The sequence below is a fragment of the Anaerovorax odorimutans genome, from assembly GCF_024459955.1.
GTDB lineage: Bacteria > Bacillota > Clostridia > Peptostreptococcales > Anaerovoracaceae > Hominibacterium > Hominibacterium odorimutans_A.
The window spans coordinates 399,819-414,651 of record NZ_JANFXK010000001.1 but is presented as its reverse complement, the minus strand read 5'-3'; the positions used below and the strand labels follow the sequence as shown (position 1 = coordinate 414,651).

Genomic DNA, 14,833 nt, shown 5'->3' with positions numbered 1-14,833 from the left:
ACTTGCCCGTTTTCGATTCGGTTTATCAAAGGAAGCGGGGAGAGTAACTTTTCACGAGACCGTGAAAGGCGAAGTTATTATGGCAAGGAGGGAAGAGAAGTGCCAAGAAAAGGAAACGTACCAAAGCGTGAAGTGCTTCCGGATCCAGTATACGGAAGTGTTGTTGTAGCAAAGCTGATCAACAGCATCATGCTGGATGGAAAAAAAGGAACCGCACAGGCCATCGTTTACAATGCTTTTAAGCAGGTAGAAGAGACGACCGGCGAAGATCCTTTGGAAGTATTTGAAAAAGCAATGAACAACATTATGCCAGTTCTGGAAGTAAAGGCAAGACGTGTCGGCGGTGCCAACTATCAGGTGCCGGTAGAAGTAAGGTCGGAAAGACGCCAGACTCTGGGACTGAGATGGCTCACAAAATACACAAGAGCCAGAGGCGAAAAGACAATGGCCGACAGACTGGCCAAGGAACTCATGGATGCGTCCAATAACACCGGAGCGTCCGTGAAGAAGAAAGAAGATACGCATAAGATGGCAGAAGCGAATAAGGCGTTTGCGCATTACAGATGGTAGTGTGATTTGCCAAAATCGCCCACAGCGTCACTGGCTGCGATTCGTGCGGTTCACGTACTTATTTGTACGCCCGCTTTCAGCGTTTTGACGCCTGGCTGCGAACGATTTTTTCTGCATCACACGATGACGTATCACTTAATTAAAAAACAACAGGTAGAAGGGAGGATATGATGCCTAGAAGTTTTCCATTAGAAAAAACTAGAAACATTGGTATTATGGCGCACATCGACGCCGGTAAGACCACAACCACAGAACGAATTCTTTTCTATACAGGAAGAACGCACAAGCTTGGCGAAACGCATGAAGGCGCGGCGACAATGGACTGGATGGAACAGGAACAGGAACGTGGTATCACTATCACCTCTGCTGCTACTACAGCTCAATGGAAAGACGTTAGAATCAATATTATCGATACACCGGGACACGTGGACTTCACCGTTGAAGTAGAACGTTCCCTGCGAGTACTGGACGGAGCGGTCACTGTACTTTGCGCAAAGGGCGGGGTTGAACCTCAGTCCGAGACTGTTTGGAGACAGGCGGAAAAGTACGGTGTTCCGAGAATGATCTTCGTCAATAAAATGGACATCATGGGAGCTGACTTTTACAGAGTCGTAGACATGGTAAAAGACAGATTGAAGGCCAATGCAGTGCCTATCCAGCTGCCGATCGGTGCCCAGGAAGATTTTATTGGGATTATCGACTTAGTAGAGATGAAAGCAGAGATATACAAAGACGATCTTGGAAAGGAATTTGCCATTGAGGAGATTCCGGATGACCTGAAAGATACTGCTCAGGAATGGAGAGACAAGCTGGTAGAATCCGTTGCCGAAACGGATGAAGAGCTGATGATGAAATTCCTGGAGGGCGAAGAACTGACAAAGCAGGAAATCAAAGACGCCATCAGAGTACAGACTCTGGCCGGTGAAATGATTCCGGTAACATGTGGTTCCGCCTACAGAAACAAAGGTGTTCAGATGATGCTGGACGCAGTTGTGGATTATATGCCTTCCCCGCTGGACATCCCGCCAATCAAGGGAACTGTTCCGGGAAAAGAAGAGGAAGAGGAAAGACCTGCTGACGATAAGGGACCTTTCTCCGCTCTGGCATTCAAAATCATGGCTGACCCGTTTGTTGGAAAACTGGCCTTTTTCAGAGTATACTCCGGTACGCTCAAATCAGGCTCCTATGTTTACAACTCAACGAAGGGCAAGAAGGAAAGAATCGGAAGAATCCTGCAGATGCATGCGAATAAGAGAGAGGAAATCAGTGAGGTTTACTCCGGAGATATCGCAGCTGCCGTAGGTTTGAAAGATACGACGACAGGTGATACTCTGTGCGACGATAAGCACGAGATCATTCTGGAGTCCATGGAATTCCCGGATCCGGTAATTGAAATCGCCATTGAGCCGAAGACAAAAGCCGGACAGGAAAAGATGGGTATCGCTCTGGCGAAACTCGCTGAAGAAGACCCGACTTTCAAAACTTATACCAACGAAGAAACAGGACAGACTATCATCGCCGGTATGGGTGAACTCCACCTTGAAATCATCGTAGACAGACTGCTGCGCGAATTCAAAGTAGAGGCCAACGTAGGTAAGCCGCAGGTTTCCTACAAAGAGACTATTTCGCAGCTTGCTGACGTGGATCACAAGTATGCCAAGCAGTCCGGCGGCCGCGGCCAGTATGGTCACGTTAAGATTAGGATCTTCCCGAGAGAGCCGGGCGAAGGCTTTGAATTCAAGAACGCTATCGTGGGCGGTGCGATTCCGAAGGAATACATCCCCAAGATCGAAGAAGGAATCAAAGAAGCGATGCAGACCGGTCCTATGGCAGGATATCAGGTTGTCGATGTCGGCGTAGAGCTGTATGACGGTTCTTACCACGAAGTCGACTCCTCTGAAATGGCGTTTAAGATCGCTGCGTCCATGGCCTTTAGAGAAGCCTGCAAAAAGGCGAAACCGGTACTCCTTGAGCCGATCTTCAAGGTTGAGGTTACGGTTCCTGAAGAATATATGGGAGACGTAATCGGCGACATCAGTTCCAGAAGAGGAAGAATCGAAGGTTCCGACATGAATAACGGTGCCGTAGCCGTAAGAGGATACGTGCCGCTTTCCGAAATGTTCGGATACGCAACAGACCTTCGTTCCAAGACACAGGGCAGAGGCGTTTATGTAATGCAGTTCGACCACTTCGAAAAACTGCCTGATAGCTTAGTAGAATCTATCAATAAATAACCCTTTCTTTGATTAGGACGGCGTCAGCCGGAAGGAAGAAGGGATTGCGGTTCGCACAATTTGCGAATCGACAGAAAGGAGAATTAAAATGGCAAAGCAAAAGTTTGAAAGAAACAAACCGCATATTAATATCGGAACCATTGGTCACGTAGACCACGGTAAGACAACTCTGACAGCAGCGATCACAACAACTCTGCAGCAGAGATATCAGCTGGGTGAAAAGGTAGCTTTCGACCAGATCGATAAAGCCCCGGAAGAAAAAGAAAGAGGAATCACCATCGCTACGGCTCACGTAGAGTACGAAACTCCTAACAGACACTACGCTCACGTAGACTGCCCGGGACATGCTGACTACGTAAAGAACATGATCACAGGAGCTGCTCAGATGGACGGAGCGATCCTGGTAGTAGCAGCGACAGACGGCCCGATGCCGCAGACAAGAGAACACATCCTCCTGTCCAGACAGGTAGGCGTACCATATATCATCGTATTCCTGAACAAGTGCGACATGGTAGACGACGAGGAACTGCTGGATCTGGTAGAAATGGAAGTAAGAGAACTGCTGGATGAATACGAATTCCCAGGAGACGACACACCGATCATCAGAGGATCCGCGCTGATGGCGCTGGAAGATCCTGCTGGCCCATGGGGTGACAAGATCGTGGAACTGTTCGAAGCAGTAGACAGCTACATTCCGGAACCGGAAAGAGATAACGACAAGCCGTTCATCATGCCGGTAGAGGACGTATTCTCCATCACAGGCCGTGGTACGGTAGCGACCGGAAGAGTAGAAAGAGGCTGCCTGAAAGTCGGCGAAGAAGTAGAAATCGTAGGACTGACAGAAGAGAGAAGAAAGGTAGTCGTAACCGGAATCGAAATGTTCAGAAAGCTGCTGGACGTAGCGGAGACAGGCGACAACATCGGAGCGCTGCTGAGAGGCGTGCAGAGAGATGAAATCGAAAGAGGCCAGGTACTGGCAGCACCGGGAACCATCAACCCGCATACTAAGTTCAAAGGCGAAGTATACGTGCTGAAAAAGGAAGAAGGCGGAAGACACACACCATTCTTCAACGGATACAGACCGCAGTTCTATTTCAGAACAACGGACGTAACAGGCGATCTGCAGTTACCGGAAGGAACTGAGATGTGCATGCCTGGAGACAACATCACGATGACAATCGAACTGATCACACCGATCGCGATTGAAGAAGGACTGAGATTCGCCATCAGAGAAGGCGGAAGAACAGTAGGATCCGGAGTCGTATCCGGCATCATCGAGTAGTCAAAAACAACTTGACATATAGTAGACAAAACCACCGGAGATCCGGTGGTTTTGTCGTATCTGATTCGTATCTGGTTTGAGGCTGCTGCCGCACTGTGGGTTGCCCGCTCCTGACTTGCCGGGGCAGTTTCATTGGAGAATCGGGAGCCAGGTGGGGCTTTTTCAAGCAATCCGTATATTTGTCCAACAATGGACTCATTTCAGTCTAATTGTTGAACCATTTTCAAGGTTTGCTGCCTCTTTCCTGGCTCGAATTCACATATCGGCCGAATTTTTGTGCTTGCGTGCGCTGTACCCTTGAAAAAGAGTCAACAGGAACCGGGTTTTTCGCTGGGTGTTGATAAAAATAGCGATTTACTTTTTTGTCAGCTTTTTCTACACAGCCTGACTTTTTCCAATAATTGCGTAATTTCCAACGACCCTGCAAATTTCGAAAGAGCCAACAGCACAAATCTTTACTCTCCGACCGCCCATCAGCAGCCCCGGGCGCCTCAATTTGGATGTTCCCGCCTGCGGCCCGTCGGTCCAGCCTCTAGCTGGGCGGCGGGCGGTAACTTTTTGCGAAAAAAGAAAAAAGTTACGCAAAGTTGTGGGTTTGAGGCTGCTCGTGCCGGCTGAAAAGAATAATTTGTGCTATCTGTTGCGATTGACGCCGTGAGAACGTTGGAAAATGCGTAACTTTTGACAAAAAATCGCTTTGGTTACCGGGGCGCCACCTGCCGGTTGTGATCGCAGCCATAGCGGGCCGGAAGATCTGAATATCAATAGGGTATATTCCATTGCTCTATTTTGATAGTTTTATGAAAATTTCGCTGCGTTCTTGCCTGAAAGTATCATTTCCCCTTTAAATAATTATACCCTTTGATATTCCTTCTTATTTTCCAATGCCAGCCCAGGCAATACTATCATTTTTTGGAGCCTATCTGATATTTAAGGTGGATTTGCGGAACAAAAGAAAAATTGAAAGGACAGGAAGCTTCCAAGAGGATATGCTCCCTGTCCTTCTTTCATATATTCCGTATACGCCGCTGGCCGATAACTCAGAAGATGAAGCCGCAGATCAGGAATCCGACAGCCGCGATTACGCCCGCCAAAAGTCCGAAGGGCATCTGCGTAAAGGCATGACGGAAATTGTCACAGCCACAGGCGGAGGAGGTCAGGATGGTGGCGTCAGAGTAGAAGCAGCAGTGGCTTCCCAAAACGCCGGCGGACAGAACTGCGGCCACAGCTAACGCCATGTTTACATCCAGTTCTGTGGCAAGGGGAATTACAATAGGAAGCGCAATAACGTACATTCCCCAGTTGGTACCGGTAATGAATTCTGTAACAGCCAGTGCCATAAAAATGATAAATGGCATCAGAGCAGGAGTCATGAGTTTGGCGGCGGAATGGATTACATAGGCAGTAAAGCCAATCTGATCGTTTACCTCTGCAAAAAGGAAGGCCAATACCATCAGCATGAGCGGTAAAATCATGCTCTGGAGTCCTTTTACGCACACATCGGCGAATTCCATGGCAGACATGAGCCCCTGTATTAAGTAAAATGCAAACATAAATACTAATGTACAGAGAACGCCCATCTCCATTTTCACATCAAAGATAATCGTGGAACCAATTAATACTAGAATTGGTAAAAATAAATTCATCATCTTTGGATGGTCAGGCATTTCCATTTCACTGCCTTCCCCATGAATGTCGATTTTTTCCGATCCCGGAGGCGCCAAAGGGCCGCCTTCCGCAACACGCTTTTCCGCACCCTTCATAGGACCGAAGATGGGAATCAAACCGATAACGATGAGGGGGACAAGAAGAGCGGCAGCCCAGCCGTAAAAGTTAAAGGGAATCGTATAAATGAAATAGATAAGCCCTTTGCCTTCCGGTGCCCAGCCGTTAGATTCCAGCAGCCTGCCGCAGAATACGGCCCAGGTGGAAATAGGAATCAATACACATAGAGGTGCGGCTGTTGAGCTTACCACATAAGACAACATCTCGCGGGGGACTTTATGCTTGTCAGTCAAGGATGTCATACAGGAACCTACAGTCAGCGAGTTGAGGTAATCGTCGATGAAGATAATAACCCCTAGAATCCAGGTCCAGATGAGTGCGGATTTTCGACTCTTTGCTTTTGTTGCGGCCCATTCGCCGAAGGCAAAGGCGCCGCCAGAACGTTCAATCAGGCTGATGATACTGCCCATAAGGCCGCAGACCACGATGAGCCAGGCGATGTCTTCAGACATCATAACTCCGATTAAAGAATCACTGAAGGTCTTTAAAAGATTGCTTCCGTCAGAAACCATGATGAATCCCATGATAGATGCAAGGGTGAGGGATTCCAAAATCCTTTTGGTTGCAAAAATGTAAATAACTAAGAATAATGCAGGTATAAGCGACCATGCTCCCAAATCTGAAGCATCATTGGGAATAAATAATTTTGTAATCAAATAAGTTGCTAAGATTACAACGACTACAGCGATCAATGATCGCAACGGTTTAAAATTGCGGGCTTCCGCTTTTAGCTTGTCTGTCATTTTCCACTCCTTTCTTTTACTTTGATATGAAAATAACAATTAAAAAAACCAACGCAAATCACTTTGCATTGGTTTTAATAAACGAACAGATAAAGGACTGTTTTTTTATTAACCTTTCCAATGAAACGTCAACTTATTAATATCCCTTCTTGGGTCAATGGTGATTTCAGATACTTCTACATCCATGTTTAAGCAATCTGCGATCAACCTACTGATCTCCGGTCCTTTAATAGAGAAAAACAATTGCCTGTTTTGTTTAATTATAGCAATATTCTGAAAGTTGTCAAGCAGTGTTTTTTCATAAGGCGTTAAAACTCCAATAGCGGTAATTTCAAGACTGCTGTCTGTGATAAGGACCTTCACATCCAAGGGACCCTTGCCGGTGAAGGTCTTCAAAAAGGCGGAAAAATCCTTTTTTATGGAAGCTTCAAACTCCTTTTTGTGGGACAGAACCGTCACTGGCAGGGAGCTGCCTGTCGCGGACCTTTTTTCGGCTTCACTGGCCATGAGCGTCAGCTCTTCCATGAGGTCCGGAAGATCCAGCGGCTTGACAATATATTTGTCGATTCCCACATCAACTGCGTCAAGAATCACTTTCGACTCGCTGACTGCCGTGGTTATAATAACAAAAGGTTTGTTCCCGTCGGCTCTGATTCGCCGGATCATATCAACGCCGCCCATTTCCGGCATGAAAAGATCGGCGATGATGATTTCCGGTTCATAGGTGCGGTAAAGCTCCAGGCCTTCGGCTCCGTTTTTCGCCGTAAACAATCTGCCTACACGCCTTTTCAGCATGGAAGCCAGGGCATCCCGGGCGTTGTCGTCGTCTTCCACATAGAGAACTTTTACTTTGCTGAGGGGAGTGTTTTCATTCATGATGCTTCTCCTTTTGTTGGTATTTCGATAATACAGCTTACTCCACGGCTGCGGTTGACAAGGCGGATGGTGCCGTTCATACGCTTTTCAATGATGATCCTTGAGATGTACAGTCCCAGACCGGTGCCCTCGTCGGCCGGTTTGGTTGTATAATACTGGTCGAAGACTTGAGACAGCTGTTCGTCATCGATTGGCATACCTGCATTGTAGATCTCCAGCTGCGTAAACTGGGTTCCGCTTTTCATGCAATGGCGCAGGTCAATGCGTATCCGGCGGTCATCCGTGCGGCTGTCCAGGATCGCGTCCCGGGCATTGTTCAGTACGTTAAAGAGCACATGGGAAAACTCGTTGGCGTTTCCATATGCCCGATAGGTTTCTTTCGTGTCGAAATCCACGGAGATATTATTGCGTCTCAAACTTTCTTCCATCAGGGAGACGGCAAGTGCGATACAGCGATTGACTTCAAAGGAACTGTTCTCCGCCGGCGGCTTGAGAAACTCGGTGAAATCGGTGATGGTCCGCGCCATGGTTTTGGTGATGGTCTCAATTTTATCGGCGGCCGAAGTCATGGTTTCCCGGTCCAGCGCATCATAGTTATAGGCATCCAGGAGGTTTTCGATAATCAGATGGATGCTGTTGAGCGGCTGTTTCCACTGGTGGGTGATATTGCCCATCATTTCACCGATCTTGGCCTGCCGGGCCTGATAGACAAGCAAAACGTCTTTTTCATAATTCTCTTTTTCCAAAAGCAGCTGTTTTTCCTCAATTGGCTTTGAGAAGGCCCGGGAAAAGAAAATCGCGACAATGATAATGGCGCCCAGGGTGATGATGAAAATTAAAAGAAATGCGTTTTTTAACTGGGAAATCGCGGCGTAAACCTCCGATTGGGGCTGTACTGTAGCCAGGACCCAGCCGTTGGACAGCGGGGCATAAGCCATCAGCAGCTTTTCATCGGCAGTGAATTCCGTTACGGCAGCCTGGCCTGGTTTTATATAACTCGGTGCCTGGGAATCGGCGGGGGCGATGATGGGATGGAGGTTTTCATCCAACAGGAAGGCGTAGCCGTGGGGATAAAGCCTCATGGAACTGACCAGATCCAGAGTGGTGCCTGTGGTGATATCCGCCCCGGCAACACCGATGAAATGGCCGTCTATGCGGATTGCTTTGGAATAGGAAAGAACATTCAGACTCACATCCTTATCAAAGTAAGGGCCTGTCCAGGAAGATTTACCGGTTTCCTGGGGCCTGAAAAAATAGGCCATATCTTCCTCGTAAGGCAGAGAGAAATCCCGCTTATTCGCTGCGAAGTCTGCGGCAATGTAGGTGATCCGCCCGTCCATACGGGCGAACCAGACCTCATCGTTGTGTGAAGTGAATTCGGGGTTGTAAGTCACATACAGACCGTGAGCCAGTTGGGTGGCGGAAAGGCTGTTTTTGATGATTTTTTTCAGATCCCGGTTAAAGGAGCTTATATAGTTGGGATCCGCCTGCTTTTTTTTCACATCGAAAGAAGCCATCACTGTGCCGGCCAGCGAGTCGACCAGACCTTCAATATGGCTGAATTTAGCGCTCAATCCGTTGGCCTGCTCTTTTGTGGAAGAGAGAATCTGCGTCTTAGTTTCATTCTCCAGCAGAGAAGAACTTCGGTACAAAGTTGTAGCACCGATAACCAGGCTCACGGAGAGGGATATTAAAATAATTGTGAAGATTAATCTTGCGGTTATACTTTTCATGGTTACATTATAACAGTTATTGTTCGTCCCGGGGAGTCCTTGTTTTTTGCAGGCGGTGTTTGGCCGCCCATCGGTCCGGCGGACTTCCGACGGGATAACGGACATGATGGAAGTCAGCGCCCCCTCCTACGATCTAGCGGTCTTTGTTGCCCATCGGTCCGGCCTGCCAGGTCGGGGTGCCTGCTTCAATTGAAGCTTTTTAAGGCAATGTACCTATTTGTACAACAATGGATTCATTTCCAATTTATTGTTGATGTTTTTTCAAGGTTTGAGGCCTCTGCTCCCGTTCAAAGGCGTGTATGGATCGGATTTCTATACTCACATGCCTCCGTATCCTTGAAAAAAGGTCAACAAGGCCTTGGCTTTTTCGCTGAGTGTTGATAAAAATAGCAATTTGTCTTTTGGGCAGTGTTTTAGATGAGCCGATTCTTCCGTCCGCCCATCTGCGGCCCCGGACAGGCGGTAACTTTTCGCAAAAAAAGAAAAAAGTTACGCAAAGTTGTGGGTTTGGGGCTGCTGATCCCGACTGAAAGGTAAGATTTGTGCTATCTGTTGCTCCTGATACCGTGAGAACGTTGAAAAATGCGTAACTTTCCACAAAAAAACCGCTCTGGTTACCGGAAGGTTTCACTTGCCGGAGCCGCCGGAAAGCATCGCTTAAAACGACAAAACCCGTCGGAGAGCGCAGGTCCAATCCCAGAGGCGTCCTCCGAGAGCCTTGCTGCGGCAAAACATTGCGCCGCCTCCTTGACGAACCCCCGAAAGTGTACTAAACTAAGGAATAGCAAAGCATTGAGGAGAATTGAGAATATGAAGACATTGACAATAGGAGACCTGGTTCTAGGCGAGGGAATGCCCAAAATCTGCATACCTCTGACAGGGTCCGGACAGGACGAGATATTAAAAGAGGCAGAGCTTGCAGAAATGCTTCCGTGCCAGCTGGTGGAATGGCGTGCGGATTACATGCTGGAGGCAATGAAGGGCGAAAGCCCGCAGAGACAGGGCGAAAAGCTGAAAAAGGTGCTGGGATATCTGCGTATAGCGCTGGACCTGCCGATCCTTTTTACAATTCGCACTGTCAAAGAGGGCGGAATGGCGGATCTGTCAAAAGAAGACTACTATCTGATTAATAAAATTATCGCCGAAGGCGGGATGGCGGATCTCATCGATATTGAAACCTTTGACGGACCGGGAAAGGTGGATGAAGAGAAAATCCGCGATTTTATTGTTTATGCCCATAAAAATGGATCAAAGGTACTGCTTTCCAATCATGATTTTGAGCAGACTCCGGATCTGGAGGAAATGCTGACAAGATTTTTTGTTATGCAGGAGCTGGGTGCGGATATGATGAAGCTGGCCGTAATGCCTGAGTCGGAAAGCGATGTGTTCAGCCTCCTGGAGGTCTCGGCTTTGATGAGGGATACTTATGCGGAAATCCCTTTTATTGCCCTGTCGATGGGTGAGCTGGGCGCCACCACAAGGATCTGCGGCGGTGAATTCGGCTCTGTCATTACCTTTGCGGCAGGAAGAAAAGCTTCGGCGCCGGGGCAGCTGGACGCCAAGACGCTGCATGATTTCCTCGTACAATATTACTGATGCGCAGATGAGATTCCTATGATATAATAGATCGGATATGAGGTATTGTTTTGGGAAGGAACGGATATGAGAAGAAAGGCAGTTGTTTTCATGCTGCTGGCTGCTGTCATGGCGCTTACAGCGTGTGGAAAAGACCCTGTGGACATTCAGAAAGAGTATGTGTCTCTGATGGAAACGCCGGTATCTGAGCAGCAGATAGAAAAAGTGGAAACCTACCTCGAAGAGAACCTTTCCGATATGAAGGAAGAAGCAGCCGATGAAATGCTGATCGAATACGAGGCGTATATTTATCCTTATTATAATGGAAATGTTGATTATGACAGGATACGGACGCTTTACGGCAAATATGCCAGCTCACACTATGAGGACCTGTGCGGGATGAAAGAGAAGGAACAGCAGAATCCCGCTACAAAGGCCGGCAAGCTGGCGATCTCGAGAGCAGAGCTATGTGCCAGAGCCAATGAGCTTGAGATTCTGATTGGAAAGGACCCGGAAAAAAAGGCGATTCGGCAGGATGCGGACGCTCTGTATAAAAACTATGTAAAACTGCTTTTGGCAGGCGCGGCGGACAGTCCCAATTTTGATCTTAAGACCGGAGCTTTTCTGAAGGAAGCGGAAACGGCATACCGGACTTTTCTGAAGGAAAATCCGGATACTGTGCTTGCGGGAATCCTCGGTGAATATCTTGACTATGTGCAGCAGATGGGCGGCAAGCTGGATCTCAGCGATGCGGAGGCCGGCAAGGAATACTATAATACCTGCACCTATCTGGAGGCAGAAGCAGGAAAGAGAGTAATGGAATAAATGAATAAGATGATACAAATCGAAGATTTGGTATTTGAATATACGCGGGACGAGGATCAGGAGCGCGTCCGTGCCATCAAGGGCGTCTCTCTTGCGATCGAGCGGGGGAGCTTTACGGCGATCATCGGCAAGAACGGCTCCGGAAAATCTACCCTGGCAAAGAATATCAACGCCTTGCTGCTGCCCAGCAGCGGGGCTGTTTATGTTAACGGTTATGATACGAGAAAGGAAGAGAACGTCTGGGATATTCGCCAGAGCGCAGCGATGGTTTTTCAAAACCCGGATAACCAGATCGTGTCGTCTATCGTAGAGGACGATGTAGCCTTCGGGCCGGAAAACCTGGGAGTACCTCCGGAGGAAATCCGAATTCGGGTCGATCATTCCCTTGAGGCCGTGAATATGTATCAGCACAGGAAAAAGGCTCCTCACCTTCTTTCCGGCGGGCAGAAACAGCGGATTGCTATTGCCGGCGCCATAGCAATGAGGCCGGAGTGCATTGTCTTTGATGAGCCGACAGCCATGCTGGACCCTAAAGGACGCAGCGAGGTTATGGATATCATAAAGGGACTGCATAAAGAAGGCATTACCGTGGTTTTGATTACGCACTTTATGGAGGAGGCGGCGGAAGCGGAGCGGGTCGTGATTATGGATCAGGGGGAAGTTGCCCTCGACGGTACCCCGCAGGAGGTGTTTGCCCAGGGCGACAAGATCCGGGCAATGAACCTGGACGTTCCTCTGGCTGTTGAACTGTGCCACAGACTGAGAAAAAAAGGCATTGGAGTGCCGGAGGACATTATCAATATGGAAGAAATGGTTGAATTCTTATGTCAATACAAGTAAACAACTTAACACATATATACAGTGAAGGCATGCCGCATCAATCGGTTGCCCTGGAGGATGTGACCTTCAGCGCCGATGACGGACAGTTTATCGGTATTATCGGGCATACGGGGTCCGGAAAATCTACGCTGGTTCAGCACCTGAACGGTCTGCTCAAGCCCAAGTCAGGGACCATTGTTGTCAGCGGGACCGATATTACGGCCTCCGGCGTAGTGATGCGCGACATCCGCCGAAAGATCGGTCTGGTATTTCAGTACCCCGAGTATCAGCTGTTTGAAGAAACCGTGGAAAAGGATGTGGCTTTCGGACCTCTGAACCTGGGGTTGGACGAGGCGGAGGTGAGCGTGCGGGTACGGGAAGCGCTGGACCTGGTGGGCCTGGATTATGAAGAAATTCATGAAAGGTCGCCCTTTGATCTTTCCGGCGGGCAGAAACGGCGGGTGGCCATCGCAGGTGTGATTGCCATGAAACCGGAAGTTCTGATTCTGGACGAGCCAACAGCCGGACTGGACCCTAAAGCTCATCAGGACGTACTGAAGATGATCGAAACCGTCCACGCCCATGAAAAAAATATTATATTTTTAGTGTCTCACAACATGAATGATATTGCCCGCATGGCCGACAAGATTTTGGTTATGGACAGCGGAAAGCTGGTGATGCATGGAACCCCGGAGGAAGTCTTTTCGCGGGAAGAAGAGCTGACATCTATGGGACTTGCCCTGCCGGAACCCGCCCAGCTGATGAAACTGGCCAGGCAGAAGGGACTCCCCTTTGACGGCAGTTTCCTGCGGGTGGAAGACGCGGAAGAAGCATTATATCAATTTTTAAAAAAGGACTCGTTTAAATGATAAGAGATATTACGCTGGGGCAATACTACCCAGGCGAATCCTGGGTCCACAGGCTGGACCCCAGGATCAAAATCATAGTTACACTGGCTTACATTGTGGCCCTCTTTGTGGTGACAGATTTCTGGGGACTTTTGATTGCTGTCGCAGTGCTGGGAATTGTGATCGCAGTATCCAGAGTGCCCCTTAAATTTATGCTAAAAGGTCTGAAACCCATATTCCTGATTATTCTGTTCACCTTTGTGCTGAATATGTTCATGATACCGGGAAAGGTGATCGCGCATATATGGATACTTACCATTACGGAGGAAGGTCTGAATACTGCGTTTTTTATGGCTTCACGGCTGGTCCTTCTGATTATTGGTTCGTCGCTGCTGACGCTGACGACCAAGCCCATCAGCCTGACGGACGGTATCGAAGCTCTGCTGTCGCCCTTAAAGCGGATCGGCGTTCCGGCTCATGAGCTGGCAATGATGATGACAATTGCTTTGCGGTTCATTCCCACTCTGCTGGAGGAAACGGATAAGATTATGAAAGCGCAGCAGGCAAGGGGAGCGGATTTTGAAAGCGGCAATATCATCAGAAGGGCCAAAAGCCTGATTCCGCTGCTGGTACCGCTGTTCATCAGCGCCTTTCGTATCGCGCAGGAACTGGCGATGGCTATGGAAGCCCGCTGTTACCGGGGTGGACAGCATCGAACCAGAATGAACGGCATGAAGCTGGGAAAGCGGGATCTGGCAGCAGTCATTCTGCTGATCGCTTTTCTGGCAGTGATCGTGCTGGAACGGATTTTGCTGTGAAGACGGAATACTTGATCCGGGATGCGGCGATCGGGGCATTTAGAATATAAAGGAATCTTAGAATGAGACAGAGAAAAGCAAAAAATATGGAAGAACGCCTGACTGCATTGAAACACTATTTGATTGAAACGCCAGGCGAATATAAAGGAGACTGGCACTCGGTTTTCGAGAACAAAGGCCCGCTCTATCTGGAGCTGGGTTGTGGGAAGGGCCAGTTTCTAATCGGCCAGGCCCAGGCCAATACCGATGCGAATTTTATCGGTATTGAAGGACAGGACAGCGTACTGCTGCGGGCGCTGGAAAAGACAGACGCAGCAGAAATCGTCAATATACGATTCATTCATATGTTTGTTCGTGATATCCGGGATCTATTCGGCGATGGTGAGCTTTCCGGCATTTATCTCAACTTCAGCGATCCGTGGCCGAAGGCCCGTCACGCTAAAAGGCGTTTGACCTATGGAGAGTATCTGGTCCGCTATAAGCAGGTCCTGAGAGAGGATGGATTTATTGCTGTCAAAACCGATAACGACGGACTGTTCGATTTTACCCTTGAGGAGATCGAAAGACTGGGGCTGGAAATAAAGGAAATGACCAGAGACCTGCACAGCAGTGATTATGCGGCTCGGGAGATTACGACAGAATATGAGGATAAGTTTCGAAGCGCGGGAAAGAATATCAATTATGTGCTGTTGTAAGTAGCTCAGAGATATTGAAATTAAAATAGA

At 48.5% G+C, this 14,833-nt stretch carries 12 protein-coding genes; 9 read left to right on the top strand and 3 right to left on the bottom strand.

The features are described from left to right. Nucleotides 1-99: 99 nt before the first annotated feature. The 3 genes from rpsG to tuf all read left to right on the top strand — a co-directional run bounded on the left by rpsG (nt 100) and on the right by tuf (nt 4,086). Nucleotides 100-570 (top strand): 30S ribosomal protein S7, encoded by a 471-nt coding sequence (gene rpsG, locus NE619_RS01850; protein ID WP_256130648.1) that lies wholly within the window; start codon nt 100-102, stop codon nt 568-570. A gap of 170 nt (nt 571-740) precedes the next feature. Continuing rightward, nucleotides 741-2,804 (top strand): elongation factor G, encoded by a 2,064-nt coding sequence (gene fusA / locus NE619_RS01845; protein ID WP_256130647.1) that lies wholly within the window; start codon nt 741-743, stop codon nt 2,802-2,804. Between the two features lie 88 nt (nt 2,805-2,892). Then, on the top strand, nt 2,893-4,086 hold the full coding sequence (gene tuf, locus NE619_RS01840) for an elongation factor Tu (RefSeq protein ID WP_256130646.1): 1,194 nt from the start codon (nt 2,893-2,895) through the stop codon (nt 4,084-4,086). A 1,040-nt stretch (nt 4,087-5,126) separates the two neighbouring features. Here tuf and NE619_RS01835 read toward each other — a convergent pair. The 3 genes from NE619_RS01835 to NE619_RS01825 all read right to left on the bottom strand — a co-directional run bounded on the left by NE619_RS01835 (nt 5,127) and on the right by NE619_RS01825 (nt 9,223). Continuing rightward, the gene (locus NE619_RS01835) at nt 5,127-6,614 is read right to left on the bottom strand and encodes a Na+/H+ antiporter NhaC family protein (protein ID WP_256130645.1); all 1,488 of its coding nucleotides are present in this window, start codon (nt 6,612-6,614) and stop codon (nt 5,127-5,129) included. A 108-nt stretch (nt 6,615-6,722) separates the two neighbouring features. Beyond that, nucleotides 6,723-7,490, bottom strand: a complete 768-nt coding sequence (locus NE619_RS01830; protein WP_256130644.1) for a response regulator — start codon at nt 7,488-7,490, stop codon at nt 6,723-6,725. Beyond that, a complete protein-coding gene (locus NE619_RS01825; protein ID WP_256130643.1) occupies nt 7,487-9,223 on the bottom strand; it encodes an ATP-binding protein in 1,737 nt (578 codons plus the stop codon). Before NE619_RS01825 ends, NE619_RS01830 begins: the two co-directional genes overlap by 4 nt. A gap of 810 nt (nt 9,224-10,033) precedes the next feature. Between NE619_RS01825 and aroD the strand changes: the two genes are divergently transcribed. From aroD to trmB, 6 genes are all read left to right on the top strand, one after another. After that, complete coding sequence (aroD, locus tag NE619_RS01820) at nt 10,034-10,819, top strand: type I 3-dehydroquinate dehydratase (RefSeq protein WP_256130642.1); 786 nt, start codon at nt 10,034-10,036, stop codon at nt 10,817-10,819. 66 nt (nt 10,820-10,885) lie between these two features. Beyond that, nucleotides 10,886-11,623 (top strand): hypothetical protein, encoded by a 738-nt coding sequence (locus NE619_RS01815; protein ID WP_256130641.1) that lies wholly within the window; start codon nt 10,886-10,888, stop codon nt 11,621-11,623. Continuing rightward, complete coding sequence (locus NE619_RS01810) at nt 11,624-12,463, top strand: energy-coupling factor transporter ATPase (RefSeq protein WP_256130640.1); 840 nt, start codon at nt 11,624-11,626, stop codon at nt 12,461-12,463. After that, nucleotides 12,448-13,311, top strand: a complete 864-nt coding sequence (locus tag NE619_RS01805) for an energy-coupling factor transporter ATPase (RefSeq protein WP_256130639.1) — start codon at nt 12,448-12,450, stop codon at nt 13,309-13,311. The genes NE619_RS01810 and NE619_RS01805 overlap by 16 nt, the downstream gene beginning before the upstream one ends. Further along, nucleotides 13,308-14,108: an energy-coupling factor transporter transmembrane component T family protein gene (locus tag NE619_RS01800; RefSeq protein WP_256130638.1), complete on the top strand. Its 801-nt coding sequence runs from the start codon at nt 13,308-13,310 to the stop codon at nt 14,106-14,108. The genes NE619_RS01805 and NE619_RS01800 overlap by 4 nt, the downstream gene beginning before the upstream one ends. Nucleotides 14,109-14,170: 62 nt before the next feature. Continuing rightward, nucleotides 14,171-14,803 carry a tRNA (guanosine(46)-N7)-methyltransferase TrmB gene (gene trmB / locus NE619_RS01795; protein ID WP_256130637.1) on the top strand — a complete coding sequence of 211 codons (633 nt, stop codon included), beginning with the start codon at nt 14,171-14,173 and terminating at the stop codon, nt 14,801-14,803. Nucleotides 14,804-14,833 lie beyond the last annotated feature (30 nt).

What these genes read in the sequence shown, in the direction of transcription:
- fusA (WP_256130647.1), top strand. Translation starts at nt 741, where the DNA reads ATGCCTAGAAGTTTTCCATTAGAAAAAACTAGAAACATTGGTATTATG.
- tuf (WP_256130646.1), top strand. Translation starts at nt 2,893, where the DNA reads ATGGCAAAGCAAAAGTTTGAAAGAAACAAACCGCATATTAATATCGGA.
- NE619_RS01835 (WP_256130645.1), bottom strand. Translation starts at nt 6,614, where the DNA reads ATGACAGACAAGCTAAAAGCGGAAGCCCGCAATTTTAAACCGTTGCGA.
- NE619_RS01830 (WP_256130644.1), bottom strand. Translation starts at nt 7,490, where the DNA reads ATGAATGAAAACACTCCCCTCAGCAAAGTAAAAGTTCTCTATGTGGAA.
- NE619_RS01825 (WP_256130643.1), bottom strand. Translation starts at nt 9,223, where the DNA reads ATGAAAAGTATAACCGCAAGATTAATCTTCACAATTATTTTAATATCC.
- aroD (WP_256130642.1), top strand. Translation starts at nt 10,034, where the DNA reads ATGAAGACATTGACAATAGGAGACCTGGTTCTAGGCGAGGGAATGCCC.
- NE619_RS01815 (WP_256130641.1), top strand. Translation starts at nt 10,886, where the DNA reads ATGAGAAGAAAGGCAGTTGTTTTCATGCTGCTGGCTGCTGTCATGGCG.
- NE619_RS01810 (WP_256130640.1), top strand. Translation starts at nt 11,624, where the DNA reads ATGAATAAGATGATACAAATCGAAGATTTGGTATTTGAATATACGCGG.
- NE619_RS01805 (WP_256130639.1), top strand. Translation starts at nt 12,448, where the DNA reads ATGTCAATACAAGTAAACAACTTAACACATATATACAGTGAAGGCATG.
- NE619_RS01800 (WP_256130638.1), top strand. Translation starts at nt 13,308, where the DNA reads ATGATAAGAGATATTACGCTGGGGCAATACTACCCAGGCGAATCCTGG.
- trmB (WP_256130637.1), top strand. Translation starts at nt 14,171, where the DNA reads ATGAGACAGAGAAAAGCAAAAAATATGGAAGAACGCCTGACTGCATTG.